The 22,163-nt window shown below is 74.0% G+C and carries 21 protein-coding genes and 1 tRNA gene; 14 read left to right on the top strand and 8 right to left on the bottom strand.

The features are described 5' to 3' along the window. Positions 1 to 90 precede the first annotated feature (90 nt). Both AB0G08_RS17220 and AB0G08_RS17215 read left to right on the top strand, forming a co-directional pair. Positions 91 to 564: a hypothetical protein gene (locus AB0G08_RS17220; protein ID WP_358088626.1), complete on the top strand. Its 474-nt coding sequence runs from the start codon at positions 91 to 93 to the stop codon at positions 562 to 564. 296 nt (positions 565 to 860) lie between these two features. Beyond that, the gene (locus AB0G08_RS17215; protein ID WP_358088500.1) at positions 861 to 2,129 is read left to right on the top strand and encodes a cytochrome P450; all 1,269 of its coding nucleotides are present in this window, start codon (positions 861 to 863) and stop codon (positions 2,127 to 2,129) included. A gap of 61 nt (positions 2,130 to 2,190) precedes the next feature. Here the strand turns inward: AB0G08_RS17215 and AB0G08_RS17210 are convergent, their stop codons facing one another. Then, positions 2,191 to 2,535 carry a LysR family transcriptional regulator gene (locus tag AB0G08_RS17210; protein ID WP_358088498.1) on the bottom strand — a complete coding sequence of 115 codons (345 nt, stop codon included), beginning with the start codon at positions 2,533 to 2,535 and terminating at the stop codon, positions 2,191 to 2,193. Between the two features lie 390 nt (positions 2,536 to 2,925). Here AB0G08_RS17210 and AB0G08_RS17205 point away from each other — a divergent pair, with 390 nt between their 5' ends. Beyond that, on the top strand, positions 2,926 to 3,312 hold the full coding sequence (locus tag AB0G08_RS17205; RefSeq protein ID WP_358088496.1) for a VOC family protein: 387 nt from the start codon (positions 2,926 to 2,928) through the stop codon (positions 3,310 to 3,312). Positions 3,313 to 3,368: 56 nt separating this feature from the next. Here the strand turns inward: AB0G08_RS17205 and AB0G08_RS17200 are convergent. Together AB0G08_RS17200 and AB0G08_RS17195 are read right to left on the bottom strand one after the other, a co-directional pair. Continuing rightward, positions 3,369 to 3,445 (bottom strand) — tRNA-Pro (locus tag AB0G08_RS17200). A 270-nt stretch (positions 3,446 to 3,715) separates the two neighbouring features. Further along, positions 3,716 to 4,609 (bottom strand): metallophosphoesterase, encoded by an 894-nt coding sequence (locus AB0G08_RS17195; protein WP_358088493.1) that lies wholly within the window; start codon positions 4,607 to 4,609, stop codon positions 3,716 to 3,718. Positions 4,610 to 4,634: 25 nt separating this feature from the next. Here AB0G08_RS17195 and AB0G08_RS17190 point away from each other — a divergent pair, with 25 nt between their 5' ends. Continuing rightward, positions 4,635 to 5,090, top strand: a complete 456-nt coding sequence (locus AB0G08_RS17190) for a GatB/YqeY domain-containing protein (protein ID WP_089003038.1) — start codon at positions 4,635 to 4,637, stop codon at positions 5,088 to 5,090. Between the two features lie 82 nt (positions 5,091 to 5,172). Here the strand turns inward: AB0G08_RS17190 and AB0G08_RS17185 are convergent, their stop codons facing one another. Next, on the bottom strand, positions 5,173 to 7,608 hold the full coding sequence (locus AB0G08_RS17185) for a penicillin-binding protein (protein WP_358088490.1): 2,436 nt from the start codon (positions 7,606 to 7,608) through the stop codon (positions 5,173 to 5,175). A gap of 405 nt (positions 7,609 to 8,013) precedes the next feature. Between AB0G08_RS17185 and AB0G08_RS17180 the strand changes: the two genes are divergently transcribed. Continuing rightward, positions 8,014 to 8,334, top strand: coding sequence for a WhiB family transcriptional regulator (locus AB0G08_RS17180; RefSeq protein ID WP_357870892.1), 321 nt, complete (start codon positions 8,014 to 8,016; stop codon positions 8,332 to 8,334). A 6-nt stretch (positions 8,335 to 8,340) separates the two neighbouring features. Here AB0G08_RS17180 and AB0G08_RS17175 read toward each other — a convergent pair whose 3' ends face one another. From AB0G08_RS17175 to AB0G08_RS17165, 3 genes are read right to left on the bottom strand one after another with little or no spacing between them, the layout of a single operon-like run. After that, complete coding sequence (locus AB0G08_RS17175; RefSeq protein WP_358088487.1) at positions 8,341 to 9,492, bottom strand: ArsA-related P-loop ATPase; 1,152 nt, start codon at positions 9,490 to 9,492, stop codon at positions 8,341 to 8,343. Positions 9,493 to 9,546: 54 nt separating this feature from the next. Next, positions 9,547 to 10,524: an ArsA-related P-loop ATPase gene (locus AB0G08_RS17170; RefSeq protein WP_358088484.1), complete on the bottom strand. Its 978-nt coding sequence runs from the start codon at positions 10,522 to 10,524 to the stop codon at positions 9,547 to 9,549. A gap of 26 nt (positions 10,525 to 10,550) precedes the next feature. Next, complete coding sequence (locus AB0G08_RS17165; protein ID WP_358088482.1) at positions 10,551 to 11,186, bottom strand: hypothetical protein; 636 nt, start codon at positions 11,184 to 11,186, stop codon at positions 10,551 to 10,553. A gap of 309 nt (positions 11,187 to 11,495) precedes the next feature. Between AB0G08_RS17165 and AB0G08_RS17160 the strand changes: the two genes are divergently transcribed. From AB0G08_RS17160 to AB0G08_RS17130, 7 genes are all read left to right on the top strand, one after another. Further along, entirely contained in the window at positions 11,496 to 11,975 is a 480-nt protein-coding gene (locus tag AB0G08_RS17160) for a hypothetical protein (protein WP_358088479.1), read from the top strand. Between the two features lie 46 nt (positions 11,976 to 12,021). Continuing rightward, positions 12,022 to 12,177, top strand: a complete 156-nt coding sequence (locus AB0G08_RS17155; RefSeq protein WP_018222171.1) for a DUF4177 domain-containing protein — start codon at positions 12,022 to 12,024, stop codon at positions 12,175 to 12,177. Beyond that, positions 12,174 to 12,635, top strand: coding sequence for a RidA family protein (locus AB0G08_RS17150; protein WP_358088476.1), 462 nt, complete (start codon positions 12,174 to 12,176; stop codon positions 12,633 to 12,635). Before AB0G08_RS17155 ends, AB0G08_RS17150 begins: the two co-directional genes overlap by 4 nt. Positions 12,636 to 12,756: 121 nt before the next feature. Beyond that, positions 12,757 to 13,584, top strand: a complete 828-nt coding sequence (locus AB0G08_RS17145; RefSeq protein ID WP_358088474.1) for an MBL fold metallo-hydrolase — start codon at positions 12,757 to 12,759, stop codon at positions 13,582 to 13,584. Further along, positions 13,581 to 17,165, top strand: a complete 3,585-nt coding sequence (locus AB0G08_RS17140; RefSeq protein WP_358088471.1) for an adenylate/guanylate cyclase domain-containing protein — start codon at positions 13,581 to 13,583, stop codon at positions 17,163 to 17,165. Before AB0G08_RS17145 ends, AB0G08_RS17140 begins: the two co-directional genes overlap by 4 nt. Before the next feature lie 129 nt (positions 17,166 to 17,294). Next, a complete protein-coding gene (locus AB0G08_RS17135; protein ID WP_358088468.1) occupies positions 17,295 to 17,765 on the top strand; it encodes a hypothetical protein in 471 nt (156 codons plus the stop codon). Between the two features lie 31 nt (positions 17,766 to 17,796). Beyond that, a complete protein-coding gene (locus tag AB0G08_RS17130) occupies positions 17,797 to 19,317 on the top strand; it encodes a serine/threonine-protein kinase (RefSeq protein WP_358088465.1) in 1,521 nt (506 codons plus the stop codon). Here AB0G08_RS17130 and AB0G08_RS17125 read toward each other — a convergent pair. After that, positions 19,294 to 19,641 (bottom strand): hypothetical protein, encoded by a 348-nt coding sequence (locus tag AB0G08_RS17125; RefSeq protein WP_358088462.1) that lies wholly within the window; start codon positions 19,639 to 19,641, stop codon positions 19,294 to 19,296. The genes AB0G08_RS17130 and AB0G08_RS17125 overlap by 24 nt on opposite strands. A gap of 99 nt (positions 19,642 to 19,740) precedes the next feature. On the opposite strand from AB0G08_RS17125, the gene AB0G08_RS17120 reads away from it, so the two are divergent. Together AB0G08_RS17120 and AB0G08_RS17115 are read left to right on the top strand one after the other, a co-directional pair. Beyond that, positions 19,741 to 20,229: a hypothetical protein gene (locus AB0G08_RS17120; protein ID WP_358088460.1), complete on the top strand. Its 489-nt coding sequence runs from the start codon at positions 19,741 to 19,743 to the stop codon at positions 20,227 to 20,229. A 173-nt stretch (positions 20,230 to 20,402) separates the two neighbouring features. After that, positions 20,403 to 22,163, top strand: a 1,761-nt coding sequence (locus tag AB0G08_RS17115; RefSeq protein WP_358088457.1) for an alpha/beta hydrolase, incomplete at its 3' end; no start/stop codon positions are given.

The following is a 22,163-nucleotide window of genomic DNA, read 5'->3' as shown; positions in this document are numbered from 1 at the left end:
TTCGCTCGGAGTTTCCCGCGCAGCGTGTGCGCGGTGTCACACCCCGAAGCGCGTCTGCGGGCGTCGTACCTCTCTGCGATCCTGGTCGGGATGACCACCACCTGGCGACACCTGCCCGCACCGGCCCGCGAGATCGCCACCGCCGCCACCGACGCGGTCGCCGCCGCGCGCGAGCGCGCCCCCGAGGCGTACGACGTCGCGGTGGCCCGGCTCGCCACGGCCGAGCGGTCCGGCCTGGTGCTCGGCGCGGTGGTCCGGCTGCTGCTGGAGGAGACCCACCCGGACGGCCTGGACGGTGACGACGTCCGTCAGGTGCTCGAGGGCTGCGTGCGCGGCGCCGCGCAGTGGCGGCCCGACGTCGACCCGCACGTGGTGCTCGTCCTGCTGGCGGGCGCCCTCGGCGTCTACGACCCGGACGGCGACGAGTCGCCGCCCGACCCGCCCGACGTGGCGCGGCACGCGCCGCTGCTCGTCGCCGACCTGCTCGCCGCCACCGGCCGGCCCCTCGACGGCTACCTGACCGCCGCGTTCACCGAGATCGCGCGCACCGAGCGGCAGGACTGAGCGGGTCGCCTCCGGCGGGCCCGCCCGCCGGCAGGGGCGATAAGAATTCGTGATTAGACGAACACGAAGGGTGTTCCCTAGGCTTCTCCGCGTAAGCCCCGGCAGCGGGAAGTCGGCACCGCCGGTGGTCCGGCGCGGTGCGGGTCGGTGGCTCGCTCCCCCGGGAGATTCGTGGTGATCGTCGAGAGGCGGTCGCGCGCCGCGCCACATCTATCCACTGTGGAGTGATCCGGGTTCGACGAGGGCCGTTCCATGCCGGCACGACCGCTTGACACGCGAGTGAAGGGACCCCTCCCATGACCACCGAACAGACCGCACCCGACCCGGTGTTCGACACCTTCTTCGACGATCCGCACGCCAAGTACCGCGAGCTGCACGCCAGCGGGTGTCCGGTGCGCAAGGTGGTCACCCCGCAGGGCATCCCGGCGTGGTTCGTCACCGAGCACGAGGCCGTACGCCAGGGCCTGCGCGACCCCCGGCTCTCCCGGCGGCTGGAGAACGCCGGGCCGGACTACCAGCGTGCGGCGGGCCCCACGCAGCTCCTCGCCAAGTCGGTCGTCACGGAGGACCCGCCGGAGCACACGCGGCTGCGTCGGGCCCTCAACCAGGCCTTCGCGCCGCGCTCCATCAAGCGGCTGGAGCCCCGGATCGTCGCGCTCACCGAGGAGCTGATCGACGACGTCGCCAAGAAGCTCGCCGAGACGGGCAGGGCCGACCTGATGACCGACCTGGCCCTGCCCCTGCCGCTCATCGTCATCGCGGAGATGCTCGGGGTGCCGGTCGAGCGGCGGGCGGACTTCCAGCGCTGGGGCGACGGCATGCTCGCCCTCGACGCGAAGGTGCAGAAGGAGTCGGGCGCGGCGATGATCGGCTTCCTCAGCGAGCTGGTCCAGGCCAAGACCGACAACCCGAGCGACGACATGCTGTCGTACTGGGTGGCGGCCCGCGACCAGGACGGCAATCCGTACGACGCGCAGGAGATCCTGAGCCTGACCACGGTGATGCTGGTCGGCGGGTACGACACCTCGGTGGGCATGATCGCCGGGACGCTGCTCGGCCTGCTCGCCGACCGGGAGCGCTTCGCCGACGTCTTCGAGGACCCGGACCGGCTCCCCGGCGTGCTGGAGGAGTTCCTGCGCCTGTACGGCACCGTGCACACCGGCGTGCGCCGGTTCGCGACCGAGGACTTCGAGCTGGCCGGGCAGGACATCGCCAAGGGGGACGCGGTCCTGCTGTCCATCGGCGCGGCGAACCGGGACCCGAACCGCTACCCGAACCCCGACGAGGTCGCCGAGGAGCGGCTCGGCAGCCGCAGCCACCTGGCGTTCGGGCTGGGGCCGCACATCTGCCCCGGCAACGAACTGGCCCGTCTGGAGATCGAGATCGCGGTCCGCGCGGTGCTGACCCGCCTGCCCCGCCTGCGCCTGGCGGTCTCCCCGTCGGAGGGGGACCTGTCCCCGCACTCGCTGCGGCACGCGGTCCCGTACCGGCGGGCGTATTTCATCCGGGTGCCCCTGGCGGTGCCCGTGGAGCTGGACACCCTGCCGGAGCCGAGCGACTCCTGACGTGCGCCCCGCCGAGGGGTGAACCGACGACGGTCCGCCCGTGGCGCCGGACGCGCCGGCGTCACGGGCGGACCGTCAGCGGCAGCAGCAGGTCGTACGGCTCGTCCGGCCGGGGCGGGCACGCGGTGCACAGTCGACGGCTCTGCTCACGCGAGGCGCGGTGCCGCGCGGCGAGAGTCGTCTCGTCCATCAGCCGCAGCGCCGCCCGGGCGCCCCTCAGGAAGACCCGCCCGGCCGGGGTGAGCGAGACGGCCCGGTTGGCCCGGTGCAGCAGCATGGTGTCGACGTCCTTCTCCAACCGGGCGATCTGCTGGCTCAGGGCCGGCTGGGTGATGTGCAGGAGCTTGGCGGCCCGGCCGAAGTGCAGTTCGTCGGCAAGACACACGAACGACCGTATCCGCGTCATGCCCAGATCGGCCGTCGAGGTGGCGCACACGCATGGCGGCATCGTTCCTCGCCTCCGCTTTCGCTTCTTCGAGCGGTCGTCGGCCCGGGCCCTGGTGGGCGTGCCGTCGCCGGCTGTGGTCGGTGGTCCAACGCGGGCGGCCAGGCGCCCGCTGAGCGCTACCTGGGCTGCAACGTGGTGGGGTTGCCGGTGCCCGACAACTGGTGCGGTGACACGGGCACCTGTTCGTCCTATCGCGACGGGGTCAGCGCGGGGGAACGAGGTCCCCACGTGCCGGGAACTGCCGCCGCTCCCTGCCCGCGTCCGGGGGAACGCGGCTCACCTCGCCGTGGAACACTGCGACCGGTGGGTGGCTCCGGCGGACCCGCTACCTGGCTGGGAGGTCCTGACATGACCAGTAAGTTCACCGAGCTTGCGATCGACTGCGCCGACCCCGTCGGTCTCGCCCGGTTCTGGTGCGCGGTCCTCGGCTACGAGATGCAGGGCGAAGAAGACGGAGTCGTCACGATCGGCTCCCCTGTGGTGCCTGAGGGCAGGAACCGCCTCGGCCCGGTGCCACCGACGTTGACGTTCGCGCGCGTGCCCGAGGGCAAGACCGTCAAGAACAGGCTCCACCTCGACGTCAACCCGACCGACAGGGAGCAGGACGAGGAGGTCCGTCGCCTGCTCGACCTCGGTGCTCGACACGCCGACGTCGGCCAGGGCGAGGAGAGCTGGGTCGTGCTCGTCGACCCGGAGGGGAACGAGTTCTGCGTCCTCGCGGACCGCTGCCCCTGATCGCCTGAAACGAATCAAGGCCCCTCGCTGGAGGGGCCTTGATCTGCTCTTACCTCTGGTCGGGGTGGCCGGATTCGAACCGACGACCTCTTCGTCCCGAACGAAGCGCGCTACCAAGCTGCGCCACACCCCGAGGCGTGCCGACAAATAGTAGCCCACCCCGCTCAGGGGTCCAACTCGGTACCCCCACCGCCGTGCCGGCCCTCCCGACCGCGCGGGAAGCGCCCGGCACCGGGCGCACGCTGCGCCTGATGTCGTGGACGATTCAGCTCGACAGGGCGCACGCACCCGGGCCCGGGTGGATCCGGCGCCGCGTGTGCCCCGCGTCACCCCGCCCGGATCACCGCAGACCCGCCGACCCGCCGGGCTGGGGCAGCGGCCCGGCGGATCGCAGGCGTACGGGTCAGCGGGGGATCAGGGTGAGCACGCTCGCCTCCGGCGGGCAGGCGAACCGGACCGGCGCGGTCGGGTGGGTGCCGAGCCCGGCGGTGACGTGCAGCCAGGAGTCGGATCCGGGCCAGCGGTGCAGGCCCCGTGCCATGGAGCGGGGCAGGCCGCAGTTGGTGACCAGCGCACCGACCCCCGGTACGCAGACCTGGCCGCCGTGGGTGTGCCCGGCGAGCATCAGCCCGAAGCCGTCGGCGGCCATCCGGTCGAGGACGGCCGGCTCGGGGGAGTGGGTGAGCGCGATCGACAGGTCGGCGGTGGGCGACACCGGCCCGGCCACGGAGTCGTAGTCGTCCCGTTCGACGTGCGGGTCGTCCACCCCGAGCAGCTCGACGACCCGGCCGCCGGCCTTCAGGGTGGTGCGGGCGTTGTTCAGGTCCGTCCAGCCGGCGCCGACGAAGACGTCGCGCAGCTCCTCGTGCGGCAGTTCGGCGCCCTCGGTGTACTCCCGGTCGGGCAGGAAGTAGGTGAACGGGTTCTTCCAGACCGGCCCGGTGTAGTCGTTGGAGCCGAAGACGAAGGCACCCGGGAAGTCGAACAGCGGCTGGAGGGCGCGCAGCACGCCGGGCACGGCGCCCGGGTGCGCCATGTTGTCCCCGGTGACCACGACCAGGTCGGGGTCGAGCGCGGCCAGCGACGCCACCCAGCGCTGCTTGCGCCCCTGGTCGGGCATCATGTGCAGGTCCGACAGGTGCAGGACCCGCAGCGGCTCCGCGTCGGCCGGCAGCACCGGCACGTCGTACCGCCGCAGGGTGAACATGTTGCGCTCGACGAGTGACGCGTACGCCAGGGTCGCCGCGCCGAGGGCGGCGGTCCCGGTCGCGAGCCGGAATAGTGTGCGCTTTCGCATGCCGTTCAGGGTAGTTTCACCGACCATGAGCACGCTGAAGGACCGTCTGACCGCAGACATGCGCGCCGCCCTGAAGGCGCGCGACGAGCTGACCACCTCCACGCTGCGGATGGCGCTCGCCGCCGTCGGCACCGCCGAGGTCGCCGGGAAGGCCAAGCGCGAGCTCACCGACGACGAGGTGCTCGCGGTGCTGACCAAGGAGGCGAAGAAGCGCCGGGAGGCCGCCACCGCCTTCGGTGACGCCGGCCGCACCGAGCAGGCCGCGAAGGAGGTCGCCGAGGGCGAGGTGCTGGAGCGCTACCTGCCGAAGCAGCTCCCCGACGCCGAGCTGACCGAGCTGGTCGCGGGGGCGCTCGCCGCGGGCGGCTTCACCGGCAAGGCGCAGATGGGCCCGGCCATGAAGGCGGCCCAGGCGGCGGTGGCCGGCCGGGCCGAGGGCGGCCGGGTCGCCGCCGAGGTACGCCGCCAGCTCGGCCTCTGAGCCGGGCCGCACCTACCCGCGTACGCGAAACGGGCGGGCACCCCCGCGAGGGGTGCCCGCCCGTGGCGTTCGTCCGGCCTGCTCAGCCGCCGGGGCGGTTGGGCGGTCGGCCGGGGTTGGTCGGCCGGCTGTTGTCGGGCGTCGTGCCCGGGGCGGTGCCGCCGCCGGCGCTGATCTGGATGGTCACCACGCCGCCCTTGATGGTCCGGCCGTCGGGGCTGGTGCCGGCGGCCTTGCCGGCGGGGCAGCTCGACGGGACCCTGATGTCGGAGATGACCGCGTCGAAGCCCTCCGCCTCGATCCGGGACTTCGCCTGCTCCGGGTCCAGGCACTTCACGTCGGGGATCCGCCGCTGGTCGCCCTCGGAGATCTTCTGGCCCGGGGGCTCGAAGTTGACCCGCTTCTTGCCCTTCATGGCGTCGCGCAGCGTCTCGTAGACCGGCGGGTTGATGCCGTCGCGGGGAGCGTGCTTCATCTTGACGTTGGTCTGCGGCCAGTCCGGGTCGGCCATGATGCCGGCCACCGCGTACTGCTTGGTCATCGCGACCAGGGCCGCGCTCTTCTCCGAGTCGGTGGTGCCGGACTTGCCGGCCACCGGCGCGTCGACGATGCCCCGGACGTTCCCGGCCGTGCGGCTGCCGCCGCACTTGCTGGTGGAGGAGTTGTCACCGACCGGGCAGCGGGCGGCGTCGACGGCGGCGCGGGCCACCTCGGTGCTGACCCGCTTCTCGCAGCGCGGGTTGGCGATGTCGAGCTTCTTGCCCTCCGGGTCCTTGATCTCCTGCACCGGGATGGGCTCGCAGTACTTGCCGTCCGCCGCGAGGGTGGCGTAGGCGTTGGCCAGCTCGAGCGGGGTGGTGTCCGTGACACCCAGGGTGAACGCGCCCCAGTCGTGCGCGTAGTCCTTGTTGTTGGCCCACTCGTTTTCCCTGCTGACCCGGAACTGGATGCCGAGCCGCTTGGCCACGTCGACCACGTTCTCCGCGCCGACCTGCTGCTGGAGCGGCACGAAGTACGTGTTGATCGACTGGGCGAAGGCGCTCCACATGTTCTGCACGCCGCCGGCCTTCTTGCCGGAGTTGGTCGGGCAGTACTTGTTGGTGCCGGGGCACGCGGCGGGGCTGCCCGCCTCGACGATGTATTCCGACTTGAACTGCTGCGGGGCGTTGATCGTGTAGCCGAGCGGGACGCCCTTCTCGAGCGCCGCCACGATGGTGAAGATCTTGAAGGTGGAGCCGGCCTGGTAGCCCGTGATGCCGTCGCCGCCGGTGAGCAGCGGGTTCACGGTGTTCGGGTAGTTGCCGCGCTTGCCCTTCTTACGCTGCTTCGGCTCGCTGTGCGGCTTGTTGGCCGGCTTCTTCGGATCGTCGAGCTTGAAGTTGCGGTTCACCGCCAGCGCCCGCACCCGGCCGGTGCCCGGCTCGACCACCGCCACCATGGCGGCTTCCTTGCTCTTCTCCGACTTGGCCTTGCGGACGGCCTTGTCGGCGCCCCGCTGGGCCTGCGGGTCGAGCGTGGTGACGACGGTGTAGCCGCCGCTCTTCAGCCGCCGCTCGCGGTCGTACGTGGTCGAGCCGAACGTCTCCTGCCCCATCCACCAGCGGTAGAAGTAGTCGCAGAAGAAGCCCCAGCCCTTCTCGTTGGTCGAGACGCAGCCGTTGGGGGCCCGCTTGCCGGTGACCACGAGCTTGACGGCCTTCGCCGCGTCCGCCTCCTGGCGGGTGACGGCGCCGGTCTCGACCATGTTCTCGATGACGTAGTCGCGCCGGGCGACCGCCGCCGCGTGGCCGCTCTTGGTGGTCGGGTCGTTGGTGCTCGGCGCCTTCACCATGCCCGCGAGCATCGCCGCTTCCTCGAGCTTCAGCTTGCTCGGCGGCTTGTTGAAGTAGACCTGGCTGGCGGCGTAGATGCCGTAGGCGCCGTTGCCGAACGCGGCGATGTTGAGGTAGCGCTCCAGGATCTCGTCCTTGGAGAGCTCCTTGTCGATCTGGATGGCGTAGCGCATCTCGCGCAGCTTGCGGGCGCTGGTGTCCTCGGTGGCCGCGACCACGTCCGCCGGGTGGCTCGCCGAGTAGGCGATGGCGAGCCGGACGTACTGCATGGTCAGCGTCGAGGCGCCCTGCTGGCTGGCCGCGTTGGACTGGTTGTTGACGAAGGCCCGGGCGATGCCGTTGAGGTCCACGCCGTTGTGCTTGTAGAAGTCGTGGTCCTCGGCGGCGATGATCGCCTTCTGCATGACGGGCGCGATGTCGGCCAGCTTCACGTCGCGACGGTTCTCGTCGTACATGGTCGCCAGCGGGGTCTTGCCGTCGGAGGCGAGAAGGTAGCTGATCTGCGGCGCGCGGGCCACCGTCAGCTCCTTGGGAAGTGCGCCGAAGGTCTCGGCGCCGGCCTTCGCGGCCAGCCCGGACATCGCCACCGCGGGGAAGGCCGCCGCCGCGACCACCACGCCGGCCAACAGGCCACATATGAGTAGCGATGCGGCGTTGGTCAGCACATTGTGGTCACGTTTCCGCATCCAGGTCACCTCGACAGGGTACGCGAGTAGGGAACGAGGGGCGCCGGGGCGTTCTTGCCCCATTTCCTGCGCGCGCCGACCTCGTTGTGCTAAACGCACGACCCCCGGTGCGAGGTTGCGTGAATCCGCCGCCGAGTCTCCCTCCTGACGGAGGAGGCCCGCAGCGTTTTCACCGACTTCGACGGGGTAACCGGCGGTCGCGAAGCCCGGGAAGCCGGGAGTGTCCGGAATGATGGATTTCGCCGACAACGTTGCGTAATCAGTCGACTACAGAGCATGATGGGGGCGGCGACAGCGCCACATGTCGTCCGTGCCGCCTTGGGGAAGGCAGGCCGGGCGATCGGGGGGAATTGCCGGCTGGTCCGCGACGGGGTCGGTAGGTACTGCAAGGGGGGACGTGTACAGATGGGCATGATCACTGACTGGCCGTCGCTGGCGGCGTGTCAGAACGGGGACCCGGACGCGTTGTTCGTACAGGGCGCCGAACAGAACGTGGCGAAGCGGATCTGCCGGAGCTGCCCAGTTCGGTACGAGTGCCTGGCCGACGCGCTGGACAACCGGATCGAGTTCGGCGTGTGGGGTGGCATGACCGAACGCGAACGCCGGGCGCTGTTGCGCCGCCACCCCCAGGTGGCGAGCTGGCGCAAGATGTTCGAGGCCGCGATGAAGAAGAACGCCAAGGACAAGACCGGCAAGGACAAGATCCTAGTCAGCACCGCAGGCTGAGCGCCGTCACGGCCGGCTGATCGCCGCGCCGATCGTCCGCAGCCCGTCGACGTCGTGCACGTCGGCGGGCTGCGCCGTCACCGACACCGCCGGCACCGCCGGAAAGGCCTCGGTGAACCGGGCCGCCACCTGCCGTTCGCGTGCCGCCTGCCGGGCCAGCGCCGCGTGGGCCCGCAGCACGTCGACGGTGCCCTCGTGCCCGCCGAGGTCGGCCAGCCGCTCCGCGGCGGCCAGGCTCTCCGCCGCGTCGAGCCCGGGCGCCGCCGAGCGGTGCACCCGGTTGAGCACCAGGCCCGCCAGCGGCATCCTCTCCTCGCGCAGCCGGCCCGCGAAGTAGGCGGCCTCCCGGACCGCGTCCGGCTCCGGGGCCGCGACCAGCAGGAACGCCGTCTCCCGCGCCTGGAGGATGCGGTACGTCTGCTCGGCGCGCTGGCGGAAGCCGCCGAACATCGAGTCCAGCGCGGCGACGAAACCGGAGAGGTCGGTCAGCAACTGCGCCCCGAGCACCTTCTGCACGACCTTGGAGAACATCCCGAACGAGGCCGTGACCAGGCTGAACATGCTCCGGCCGCCGGTGCGCGCCGGGGCCAGCAGCAGCCGCAGCATCCGCCCGTCGAGGAAGCGGGACAGGCGGGCCGGGGCATCCAGGAAGTCCAGTGCCGAGCGGGACGGCGGGGTGTCCACCACGATCAGGTCCCACTCGCCCCGGGCGTGCAGCTGGCCCAGCTTCTCCATCGCCATGTATTCCTGCGTGCCGGCGAAGGTCGAGCTCATGGCCTGGTAGAAGGGGTTGGCGAAGATCTCCGCCGCCTTCGCCGGATCGGTGTGCTGGAGCACCACGTCGTCGAAGGTGCGCTTCATGTCGAGCATCATGGCGTGCAGCTCGCCGCCGTTGGCCTCGACGTCGATCCCCTTGACCTGGCGGGGGGTGTTGTCCAGCTCGGTCAGCCCGAGCGACTGGGCCAGCCGGCGGGCCGGGTCGATGGTGAGCACGACCGTGCGCCGGCCGTGCCGTTCCGCGGCGCGCAGGGCCAGCGCGGCGGCCGTGGTCGTCTTCCCCACCCCGCCCGCCCCGCAGCAGACCACGATCCGGACGCCCGGATCGGCGAGGATCTGGTCGACGTCCAGCTGCGGCGCCGCGTCTTCGGAAGGCACCAATCGAGCGTATCGGGCCGGGTCGGTCCGTGCGCCCGTGCCGCTGGCAGGTGTGAGTCAATCCGCTCGGACGAGGGTCGCGGCGAGCCGGTCCAGGCCGGCCCGGTCCACCCCGTCGGGCAGCAGCGGCAGCTCCGTCATCGGCAGCCCCAGCTCCACCAGGTCGGCGCGGAGCGAGTCCTCCAGCTCGCGGCGGACCGCCTGGTCGCGCGCCTCGGCGGCCAGCCCGGCGACGGTGGCCCGGTCGGTCGGCAGCCCGGCGGCGCGCAGCCCCCGCTCCAGCTCGTCGGCGGCCACCAACCGGCCCGCGGGCAGCGGCGGCCGGGCGCCGTTGACGATCACCCGTCCCACCGGGAAGCCGAGCTGGGTCAGCTCGGCGATCGCGTCGACCGTCTCCTGGACCGGCATCTCCTCCAGCAGGGTGACGACGTGCACGGCGGTGATCGGGGAGCGCAGCAGCGCGGCGACCCCCTCGCTCTGGGTCTTGATCGGGCCCACCTTGGCCAGCCGGGCCGTCTCGGCGGTGACGTTGAGGAACCGGCCGATCCGCCCGGTGGGGGGCGCGTCCAGCACCACGGCGTCGTACGTGCGCCGCTGGCCGCTGGTGCGGGTGGTCGCCTCCTTCACCTTGCCGGTGAGCAGGACGTCCCGCAGGCCCGGGGCGATGGTGGTGGCGAAGTCGATCGCCCCGAGCTTGCGCAGCGCCCGGCCGGCCGCGCCGAGCTTGTAGAACATGTCGAGGTACTCCAGCAGGGCCTCCTCGGCGTCCACCGCCAGGGCCCGCACCTCCCCGCCGCCCGGCGCGTCGGTCAGGTGCCGCTCCTCGTACGGCAGCGGGTCGGTGCCGAAGAGCTGGGCGATGCCCTGCCGCCCCTCGACCTCGACCAGCAGCGTGCGCCGGCCGCCGGCGGCCAGCGCCAGGGCCAGCGCCGCCGCGACGCTGGTCTTGCCGGTGCCGCCCTTGCCGGTCACGACGTGGAGGCGGGCCGGCCACTCCGGTCCGGCCGGGTCGGCCGGCGACTCTGCTGCTCGCACCCGTCGAGCCTATCCAGGCCGCGGGCTCAGGCGACCTCGCAGACCCACCAACCCGTCTTCTTCACCACGGTGAACCGCAGGTCCTGGTCGGCCACCTTCTCGTCGGCGGTGGTCATGGTGACCTTGGTGGTGACCGTGGCGCGGTCGCCGGTCTGGTCGTCCACCTTCGGGGTGCTCCACCGGAACCGGGGGTTCTGGTGGGCCGAGACGTGCTTCTCGACCTCGGCGACCTTGGCGGCGATCTTCTTCTCGTCGCGGGACGAGGAGCAGACCAGGCCGGCCGCCCGGTCCGCGTCGCGCTCCTGGTAGACGGCCTTGAGGAACTCGTCCACCGCGACCGCCGGCTCCTTGGCCCCCTCGCCGCTCTCGGCGGCGCGCAGCGTCAGGAACGTGACGACGCCGCCGGCGGCGCAGAGCAGCAGGATCACGGCCAGGGCGATGGCGGCGATGAGCACGCCGCGCTTCTTCTTCGGCGCGGCGGGTGACTGGTAGGGCGGGTACCCGGCCGGGGGAGGCGGGATCGACGGGTCACCGGCGCCGGCCGGGCCGGGCGGGACCGGCGGGCCGGGCGGGCCGGGCGGGACGGCGCTGGCGGGAGTCGCCGGGAAGCCCGGCTGGCCGGCCGGCGGTCCGACGGGGCCACCGCTGGGTGGTTGGGTCATCTCATCCCCCGGGTTGCGACGTCGTCGCCTGACCGGGCGACGAGCGTGATCGAGCTGGCGGCGAGCCGGCGAGCGCCCGTCCGACCGGAAGGGTAACGGTCGGTTCCCCGCTCCGGGGGGCGGCGGGTGCCGTCAGGTTCCTTACTGACGCTGTGTCGCATATGTGACTTTGTGTGATCAGATGTGCGCGTCCTGTTGGCGGGACTGTCGCCCCGGACCTAGGTTCTCAGCGGCGCGGGGGGCGGGCCGGACGAAGGGTCCCGGCCCGCAAGCGACGACCTGACCAGGTACGACGTCCGGAGGCAAGGCATGCGCGACGTGGACAAAATTCCTCGGGCCCAGTTCCCGGCGGGCGACCGGGCGCGGCGGCCCGGCTCCTCGGGCGACGCCGAGGGCAACGCCGGCCTGCCCATCAACGAACGGTCGTACCGGCGGCTCGCCGAACCCGCCGAGGTGGTGCGCGCGCCCGGCCGGCCGGGCCCGGGCGGCCGGGACGAGGAGGAGTCCGGGTTCGTCATCCACCTGCCGATCCGGGTCGCCGACCTGCGGGCGGCCACCGCGCTGGCCGGGACGGTCGCCACCTCGTTGAGCTTCCTGGCCGAGCTGGACGCCGGCGAGACCACCGTCTCCAGCACCGACGACCAGAACAACCGGCACCGGGTCTTCTGCGACCTGCTGCTGTCGGACCGCTCCCGCTGCCCCCAGCCGTACGAGCACGGCGGCCCCTGCGGCGAGGCGCCGACGCCGCCGGAGCAGCGTCCCGCGCCCCGCCCGTCGGCCGGACCGTAGGCTGTGCGTCGAGAAGTCGAACTCCAGCCAAGGGAGCCCTCCACCTATGCAGAAGTGGGAATACTCCACGGTCCCGCTGCTGGTCCACGCGACCAAGCAGATCCTCGACAACTGGGGTGAGGACGGGTGGGAACTCGTCTCCGTGGTTCCCGGTCCCAACCCGGAGCAGCTCGTCGCCTACCTGAAGCGGCCGAAGGCATGAGCAACGGTCCGCACGCGAAGCTCGCCGAGCTCGGGCACACGCTGCCCGAGGTGGTCCCGCCGTTGGCCAGCTACGTGCCGGCCGTCCAGTCCGGGCAGCACGTCTACGTCTCCGGGCAGCTGCCGATGGTCGAGGGGAAGCTGCTCGCCACCGGCAAGGTCGGCGCCGGCGTCTCCGCCGAGCAGGCCAAGGACCTGGCCCAGCAGTGCGCGCTCAACGCGCTGGCCGCGATCGACTCGCTGGTCGGCCTGGAGAACGTCGTCAAGGTCGTCAAGCTGACCGGCTTCGTGGCCGCCGCGCCCGGCTTCACCGCCGTCCCGGGCGTGATCAACGGCGCCTCCGACCTGTTCGGCGCGGTCTTCGGGGAGGCCGGCCGGCACGCGCGCAGCGCCGTCGGCGTCGCCGAGCTGCCCCTGGACGCCCCCGTCGAGGTCGAGGTCGTCGTCGAGGTCTCCTGAGGGGCGTCACCGCCCCGCGATCCTGCGCTGCACACCCGGCAAAAGCCGTGAACTGGGACGTACCAGGGGTCCAGAGCGCAGGATCGCGGGGAGCGGCCGGCGGGGCCGTACGATCGCAGCCATGACCGGGCACTTCACCGCGCCGGCGGCGGCGCTCGCCGGCGAACTCCCGGGTTGGGTGACGCTGCTGCGCGCCCCCAACCCGGGGCCGATGACGCTCGACGGCACCAACACCTGGGTGCTGCGCGCCCCCGGCCAGGAGCACGCCGTCGTCGTCGACCCGGGCCCGGCCGACGAGGGGCACCTGGCGGCCATCGCCGCGCGGGGGCCGGTCGGCCTGGTGCTGATCACCCACGGACACCCCGACCACACCGACGGCTCGCGCCGCCTGCACGACCTGCTCGACGGGGTGCCCGTACGCGCCGCCGACCCGGCGCACACCATCGCCGGGCAGCCGCTGGCCACCCCCGGGGAGGAACTCGGCGGCCACGGCCTGGGCGTCCGGCTCGTGCCGACCCCCGGGCACACCGGCGACTCGGTCTGCTTCCTGGTCGAGCACGGCGACGAGCGGGTGGTCCTCACCGGCGACACGATCCTGGGCCGGGGGACCACCGTGGTCGCCCACCCGGACGGGCACCTCGGGGACTATCTGGACAGCCTGGAGCTGCTCTCGACGTACCGGGGGATCCCGGCGCTGCCGGGGCACGGCCCGGCGCTGGCCGACTGCGGCGCCGCCGCGGACTTCTACCTGGCCCACCGCCGGGCCCGGCTCGACCAGGTCAGGGCGGCGGTCACCGCGGGCGCCGGCACCGCCGCCGAGGTGGTCGCGACGGTCTACGCCGACGTCGACCGGTCGCTGTGGTGGGCCGCCGAGTGGTCCGTCCGGGCGCAGCTGGAGTACCTGGGTCGGGAATCCGGCGGAGGTGCCGCGGGGTTGGGGCAAGCGTGACCTGCCCGGTGTGCGGAACCGTCGCCGTGCCCGGCGCGCGGTTCTGCCACAACTGCGGCGCCGCGCTGCCGGCCGCCGCGACGCTGCCCGCGGCCGAACGCCGCGTGGTGACGGTGCTCTTCGGCGACCTGTCCGACTTCACCTCCTGGTCGGAGGACCTCGACCCGGAACGCGTCGGCGCGGTCACCGACCGGGTGCTCGCCGCCCTGGCCGGCGCGGTGAAGACGTTCGGCGGTCACGTCGACAAGCTCACCGGCGACGGGATCATGGCGGTCTTCGGCGCGCCGGTCGCGCACGAGGACGACGCCGAGCGGGCCGTGCGCGCCGCGCTGTCGATGCAGCGGGCGGTCCGCCGGGTGCTCGACGACGAGCGGGGCGGCGGCGCGCCGCTCGGCCTGCGCGTCGGGCTGAACACCGGCGACGTGATCGCCGGCATCCAGGCCGCGATCGAGTACACGGTCATCGGCGACACCGTGAACACCGCCGCCCGGCTGGCCGACGCCGCCGCCGTCGGCGCGGTCTACGCGGGGGCGCGGACCTCCGCCGCCACCCGGCACGTCGCCTCCTGGCGGGCGCTGCGCCCGCTGCGGCTCAAGGGCAAGCGCGAGCCGGTCGAGGCGTACGAGCTGCTCGGCCTCCTGGACGCCCCGGGCACCCGGTCCGGCCTCGGCGACGAGGCCCCCTTCGTCGGCCGGGAGACCGAGATCGGTCGGGTCGCCGGCCGGCTGGCCGAGGTCATCGACCGCGCCGAGCCCCGGGTGCTGCTGATGACCGCCGAGGCCGGGATCGGCAAGTCCCGGTTCGCCGCCGAGGTGGAACGCCTCGCCGCCGGCTACGACGTCGGCGCGGGGCGGTACGCCGCGCACACCGGCGCCCGGGTGCTCTCGGTGCGCTGCGCCGCGTTCGGCGAGCGACGCCGGCTCGCGCCCCTGGCCGACCTGGTCCGGGCGGCGGTCGGCCTGCCCAACGACGCCGCCACCGCGCTCACCCGCCCGGCCGTCGAGGAACGCCTGCGCCGGCTCGGTCAGCGGCTCAGCCGCTCCGGCGAGCCGGCGCCGGTCGCCACCGACCAGCTGCTGGCCCTGCTCGGTTACGCGGAGCTGCCCGGCGGCGGCCCGGCCGACCAGGGCGAGTGGGGCACCGCCCAGCCCGCCGACGCCGACGCCGTGCCGAACGCGGTCGCCGACCTGCTCACCGCCCTCGCCGGGGAGGCGCCCCTGGTGGTCGTCGTCGACGACCTGCACGACGCCACCGCCGAGACCATCAAGGCCCTCGGGGTCACCCTGTCCCGGCTCGCCGGCCCGGTGCTGGTGCTGCTGCTCGGCCGGCCGGAGCTGGTGCGTACCGCCGGGGCGCTGACCCGGGTCGCGGACGCCGAGGTGCACGCGCTGCCGCCGCTGCGCGGCGCCGACGCGGCCCGGCTGCTCACCACCTACCTCAGCGGCGGCAGGCTGCCGCAGCCCGACACCGACCGGCTGCTGGCCACCGCCCAGGGCAACCCGTTCTACCTGGCCGAGCTGGTCACCCTGCTGATGGAGCGGGGCGCGTTGACCGCCGTCGCCGAGCGAAACTCCCCGAACCAGGGCGGCTGGCGACTGGTGCCCGGCTCGCTCGGCAGCCGCCTGCTCTCCCGCGACCTGGCCGCGGTGCTCGCCGCGCGCATCGACGCGCTGCCGGCGGAGGCCCGCTCCGTGCTGCGGGACGCGGCGGTCGTCGGCGACACCGTGCCGGACGGGGCGCTGGAGGCGCTGCGCGAGCAGCGGGCCGGCCGCGACGGCCGGCCGGCGGCGGTGGTCGCCGTCGAGCTGGAGCGGGCGGTCGAGGAGCTGCTGCAACGCCGGATGCTGCACCGCACCCGCACCGGGTACGCCTTCGCGACGCCGTTGATGCGGGAGGCCGCGTACGCCGGGGTGAGCAAGGCCGAGCTGGCCGAGCGGCACGCGGCGCTGGCCCGGTGGGCCGCGGCCGATCCGCCGGCGGGGGCGGGCGCGCCGGGTGGCTTCTCCGAGGCGGCCCGGGACGTCTTCGTGGCCCAGCACGTGGAACGGGCCGCCGCGCTGGCCGACGCGGTCGGCCTGCGGCCGGACGCGCCGGCGCGGGCCGTCGTCGGTCTGGGCGTCGCCGCGCTCGGCGGGGCCGCGCGCCGGTCGCTGCAGGCGGGCGAGCCGGCGATGGCCGTGGAGTACGCCGAACGCGCCGCCGAGCTGGCCCGCGACGGGGTGCCGGCGGCCGACCGGGTGGTGCACGCCCGGGCGCTGCTCCAGGTCGGTCGCCCCGCCGACGCCCTCGCGTTCGCCGAGAAGATCGCCGCCAACGCCGGCGACGAGTCCGTCGTGCGGACCAGCGCGCTGCTGCTCGCCGGGCAGGCCCACCAGACCATGGGCGACCAGGGGCGCGCGGTGGCCTGCTGGCAGGAGGCGTTGCAGGTGGCCACCGCCGGAGGGCTGCCGACGCTGCGCGCCTCCGCGATGCGCCGCCTCGGCATGGCCGACTTCGTCGCCGGGCGGTTGGGGCAGGCCAGCAGCCGGCTCGCCGCGTCGTACCAGGTCAGCCTCCAGGCGCAGGACCGCCGGGGGCAGGCGTGGTCGTTGCAGAACCTGGCCTGGGTCACCACGACCCGGGGCGACTTCGCCGGCACCGACGCCGTGCTCGGCCGGGCCGCCCGGCTCTTCGCCGAGCTGAAGGACCCGTACGGGCGGGCGTGGCTGCGCGGCACCACCGCCTTCGCCCGGCTGCTCGCCGGCCGGCTGCGCGAGGCGTGCCGGATGGCGCAGGTCTTCCTGCCGTTCGGCGAGCGGGTCGGCGAGGCGTGGGCGGTGGGCACGCTGCGCGCGGTCGAGGCGTTCGCCACCGCCGAGCTGGGCGAGCTGGCCGAGGCGGACCGGGGGGCCCGCCGGGCGTACCGGGAGTTCGCCGCCGCCTCCGACGACTGGGGGCGCGGGTTCGCGCTGGTCGTCCGGGGGGTCGTGGCGCGCGGGCTGGGCGAGCCGGGGCACGCCGCCGACCTGCTCACCGACGCGCTGTCGTACGCGGAGCGGACGTCGCACCCGCTGCTCACCGGGATGGCGGGCACGCTGCGCGGGTTCGTGGCGCTGGATCTGGGCGACTGCGAGACGGCCGAGCGGGACGCCCGCTCGGTGCTGACCGCCGTCGAGCCGCACAACCCGCAGGCGCCCGCCCAGGTGGGGCCCCGGGTGCTGCTGGCCACCGCCCGGCTGGCCGCCGGCGACTCCGCGACCGCCGTCGGGCTGCTCGCCCCGGTGGCCACGGCCGCCGCCACCGTGCCCTCGCTGCTCTTCTCCCGCCGCCACACCCTGGCCCGGTACGCGTCCGCGCTGCTCGCCCACGGCCAGCACGAGCAGGCGCTGGACTGGGCCCGGCGGGCCGTCACCGTCCCGGCGGAGGACGTGCGCAGCCAGGTGGTCGCCGCGCGCGTGCTCGCCGAGGCGCTCGCGGCCTGCGGCCGGCCGGAGGAGGCGCTGGCCAGCGCCGAGGAGGCGGTCCGCCTGGCGTACACGACGGAGCAGCGCAGCGAGCGCGCCGACGCCGACGCCCTGCGGGCCCGCCTCGCCACCCCCTAGTCCCGCCCGGTCCCGGGGCCGGAAAGGTCTGGCGGTTCTGGGGATGCGGTCTGTCGGGGGTGGCCGATAGCGTGTCAGGTCCGAGGGGCGGTCGGTCGTGCGACCGCGTCGGGTCTGGGGAGGGCCGTGATGAGGTTGCCGCGTTCGGCCGCCGGATGGACGATCGCGGTCTTCGGCGTGCTGGCCCTGCTCATGGGCGCGGTCGGGCTGGTCTGGCCGGAGGCGCTGCTGCGCCTGCTCGGCTTCGAGGTGCCGGAGACCCGCGCGGTCGGCGACCACACCGGCACCTTCCTGGTCGCCTCCTCGATGGCCTCGTTCAACATGGGGGTCTACTACCTGCTCGCCACCGCCACCGAGTGGCGCCCGTTCTTCCGCTTCACGGTGGTGTTCCGGCTGGTGACGTTCGCGGTGTTCAGCATCGCGGTGCTGGCCGACGTCGCGCCCGGGCGGTTCTTCGGGGTGGCTGCCTGGGAGGGCCTCGGCGCGGTGGCGACCGCCGTCGGGCTCTGGTGGGACGACCGTCGCGCGGGTCCGGGGGCGGTGGGTGGCGGAGGCGGCTCCGCCGCCGGTGCCGTCCCGGCCGCTGGTGCGGTTCACTGAGCCGCCGGTCCGGTTGGGTATTTTCAGAGCTGTGACCGAGACCCCGCCCGGCGCCCTGCCGTTGCCCATTGTGCCCGGTCTGACCGATCTGCACGTGTTTGCCAGGGGAGGCTACGCGACGATCTACAAGGCGACCCAGATCTCGGTGGGTCGCGAGGTCGCGGTCAAGGTGGAGAATCGCACGCTCGACAGCGAGCACGACCAGGCCCGCTTCCTGCGCGAGGCGCGGGCCGCCGGGCGGATGTCGTCGCATCCGCACGTGGTCGACCTCTTCGACGTCGGGGTCACGGTCGACCAGCACCCCTACCTGATCATGGAGCTCTGCGACGGCTCGTACGCCGAGCGGATGCGGACCTCGCCGCTCGGGCCGGCCGAGGCGCGCGACCTCGGGGTCAAGATCGCCGACGCGATCGCCCACTCGCACGCCGCCGGCGTGCTGCACCGCGACGTCAAGCCGGCGAACATCCTCCACTCGCACTTCAACTCGGCGGTGCTGGCCGACTTCGGGCTCGCGGTGGTGGCCGAGATGCGGGACGCCTCGGTCGCCCTGGAGGTGCTCACCCCGGCCTACGCGCCGCCGGAGATGTTCAACCACAGCCCGCCGTCGCCCGCCGTCGACGTCTACGCCCTCTGCGCCACCCTCTACGCGGTGATGCACGGCCGCCCGCCGCGCTGGCAGTCCGAGCGCAACCCCAGCCTGGTCACCGTGCTGGAGATGTTCCACCAGCCGGTTCCCGGCCTGCCCGGGGTGCCGGCCGAGATGATCGACGTGCTCCGGGTCGGGATGTCCAACGATCCCGGCGAGCGTCCCTCGGCCGTCGAGCTGCGCGACCTGCTGGCCGGCCTGCCGCTCGGTCCGGCCAACTCCCCGGTCGGCGGCACGGGCGTGCCGGGGCCGGTCGGCGGCGGGCCCGGCCCCGTCGGCCCCTACGCCGTCGACCGCGCTTCCCGGCCCGCCCCGCGACCGCCGGTGGAGGACCTCCACCCCACGGTGCCCACCGTCGGCCAGCGGCGTCGACGGCGCTGGTTCCTCGGCGGTGCCGGGATGGTCGCGCTGGCCGCCTCGGCCGGTGCGGGCGCCTGGCTGGCCGGCGCGGTGTCCTCCCCGGGCCCGTCGCCGACGGCCGGCGTGGCGGCGACGAGCGTGGCGGCGAGGAGCGCGGTGCTGCCCGCCTGTGCCCTGACGACCGGGTTGCCCGCTGGCGCGGGCTGCGCCGACGAGCTGGAGTGCTTCGGGCCGATGGAGGTGCGCGGCGCGCGGGCCCGGGCGGCCCGGGTGCCCTGCGACGGCCAGCACACCTGGGAGAGCTACGCCGAGGGCAGGCTCCCGGACACCCTGGTCGGCGCCGGCCACGACGAGGTCAGCACGGACGCGGTGGTGCGCCGGGTCTGCAACGAGACCACCTTCCGGCTCACCAGCGGGATCAGCTACGCGGACGGCTGGAACCTCGAGGTGCTGCCCCCGGCCGGGGCCGACGCCGACCGGACGTACCGCTGCCTGGCCGGGCGCGGGCTCGACGCGCTCGCCTCACCCACCCTCACGGGCCGCTGAGCCGCCGCGTCCCCGGTGACGCTCCCGCATGGCGCGGACGGTCTCCCGGTGGTCGAGCGACTCCAGCGTGTCGGCGTCGACGCCGTACAGGCCCCCGGCCGGCTGCCCCGGGCCGCCCGGCGTGACCGCCGGTTCCGTGCCGTCCTCCTGCCGGGCCGCCGCCACCGACACCGCCGCGATCATCGTCGACAGGACGCAGAGCAGCGCCAGGGTCACCCCGACGAGATCCTGACGCCCCCGGACGATCAGCGTCACCAGCAGCGAGACCGCCGTCAGCGCCGCGAGGACCGCCTTCGCCCGCGCGTCGGGCCTCGGAATTCTCACCCGTCCAGGATGTCCGAGCGGGGCCCGCTGTCAACCGGGACGTCGGCACCGGATGCGATGATCTCCGCCGGAGATCGTCTGCGTGGGAGAGGAGTGCCGGTGACCCGCGTCCTCCGGATCGTCGCCGCCGTGCTGGTGTCGGGTGCGCTGGCCGCGTGCGGGTCGGACGGGCCGCCGGAGCCGGCGACCGCGCCGCCCGCCGCGAGCGGCGCCACGCCGGGGGCGTCCGCGTCCGCGTCGTCGTCCCCGCCCACGTCGTCGGCCGCCCCGTCGGCCGGCCCCGCGTCGTCGGCCGGCGGTCGCGGCGGGTACGCCAACCCGGACGCGGCGATGGCGGGGCACCTGTCGGCCGTGCCGGGGGTCCGCTACCTCGGTCTGTGCAAGAACGCGAAGCGCGATCCGACGGCGGTCTGCGCCCTCCGGATGGGCTTCGTCGGCCAGGACGAGGTCTACGGCCTCGGCGCCCCGCACAGTGACGTCGTCGGCTTCCTGTTGCTGCGCGAGGGGCCCGACGGCTGGCGGGTGGTGGACGAGCACGCGCCGGACGGGCAGGCCGCGGCGCCCGCGTGGATGGCCGGCATCGGGTAGCCCCGGCACGCGGAAGGGCGTAAAGCGTCGACGATGAAAAATTCGTTACATCGGCCGGCCGGATTGTCGGATATGTAGCCACTCGTCGGCCTGCATCCCTGTCGCGCCATCCCTAGAGTGACGGGGGTCGAGCCACGGCTCGACCGTCCTGTCGCCCACCGGAAGGCGTCCACATGCCACGACGAAACCGGTCCCTCGCCGCCGCGGGAATCGCCGGCGTCCTCCTCGCCGGCGCCGCGGTCGCACCCGCCGCCGCCGCACCGTCCCCCGCCAGCGGGGACCGTCCGGTCACCTCCGACCGGACCAGCCCGCAGGAGGCCCGCCGGGTCGACCGGGTGCCCACGCCCACACTGGACTGGTACGCCTGCTACGACTACGCCGAGTGCGCCACCGTCCGGCTGCCCCGGGACTACGACGAGCCGAACGGCCCGACGACCGAGGTCGCCGTGCTGCGGGTCAAGGCCCGCGACCAGCAGCGGAAGATCGGCAGCCTCTTCATCAACCCGGGCGGCCCCGGCGGCTCCGGCACCGACGTCGCGCTCGCCGCGCCGTACTTCCTCGGTGACGAGGTGCTCGACCGCTTCGACGTCGTCGGCGTCGACCCGCGCGGCGTCGCCGCCAGCCAGCAGGTCAGGTGCTTCCCCTCCGTCAAGGAGCAGACCCGGGCGTACGCCGGGCTGAACGTGGCGTTCCCGTGGACGAAGGCCGAGGAGAAGGCGTACGTCGCCTCCTCGAAGGCCGTCGGCAAGGGCTGCTCCACCACGGGCCGGCCGCTCACCGGCGCGATGTCGACCGCCGAGGTCGCCCGGGACATGGACGTGCTGCGCCGCGCCGTGGGCGACCGGAAGCTCACCTTCCTCGGCTTCAGCTACGGCAGCATCCTCGGCCAGTACTACGCCAACATGTTCCCGGACCGGGTTCGCGCCGTGGCGATCGACGGCGTGCTGAACCCGAACGAGTGGGTCGGTCAGGGCAGGGCGCGCAGCCTGTCCCAGGAGGACCGGATGCGCAGCGCGCAGGGCGCGTACAAGGCGCTGCGGGAGATCCTGGTGCGGTGCGACAAGGCCGGCGCCCAGGCGTGTCCGCTGGCCGAGGGGGACCCCGTCGCATCGTTCGACCTGGTCGCGAAGCGGCTGCGGGCCAAGCCGGTGGTGATCGAGGACCCCGACCTCGGCCCGCTCACCATCACGTACGCCGACTTCATCGCCGCCAACCTGGGCGCGCTCTACGGCCCGGCGGGCTACGCCGAGGTCGTCGACCTCACCGCCGCCCTGCTGGTGCTCACCGACCCGGCGTCCTCCCCGGCCGCCCGCCGCCCGGCGACGGCCGACGTGACCCGGCAGGCCGCCAAGGCCCGCGAGCAGGCCCGACGGTACGACTTCCCGTACAACAACGGGTTGGAGACCTTCCTCGGCGTGGACTGCACCGACGGGTACCACCCGAAGGACGCCGGCTCGTTCCCGGCGCTGGCCGCGAAGGCCGACGAGCGCGACCCGTACTTCGGTCGGCTCTGGACGTGGGGCACCTCGCCGTGCGCCCGCAACACCTGGACCGTGCGCGACGAGGACGCCTACACCGGGCCGTTCAACCGGCGCACCGCCGCGCCCGTGCTGGTGCTGGGCAACTACTGGGACCCGGCGACCAGCTACCGGGGTGCGGTGGGCTCGGCCCGGCTGCTGCCGAACAGCCGCCTGCTCAGCAGCGACAGTTGGGGGCACACCGCGTACGGGACGTCGGCCTGCGTGACCGGCGCCGTCGACGCGTACCTGCTGCGCGGGGCGCTGCCGGCCAACGGCAAGGTCTGCGTGGGCGACGTCCAGCCGTTCGCCGAGCTGCCGGCGGAGCCGGGGGCGACCCGGCGGGCGGAGGCGGCGAAGGGCGCGCCGACCGTCGAGGGGGCTCCGGGACGGGGCGAGCCGAAGCGGCTCCCGCCG

It is taken from the genome of Micromonospora sp. NPDC023644, assembly GCF_040640115.1.
Taxonomy (GTDB): Bacteria; Actinomycetota; Actinomycetes; order Mycobacteriales; family Micromonosporaceae; genus Micromonospora.
The sequence above is the reverse complement of the archived record's forward strand: the minus strand, read 5'-3'. Positions and strand labels throughout refer to the sequence as shown.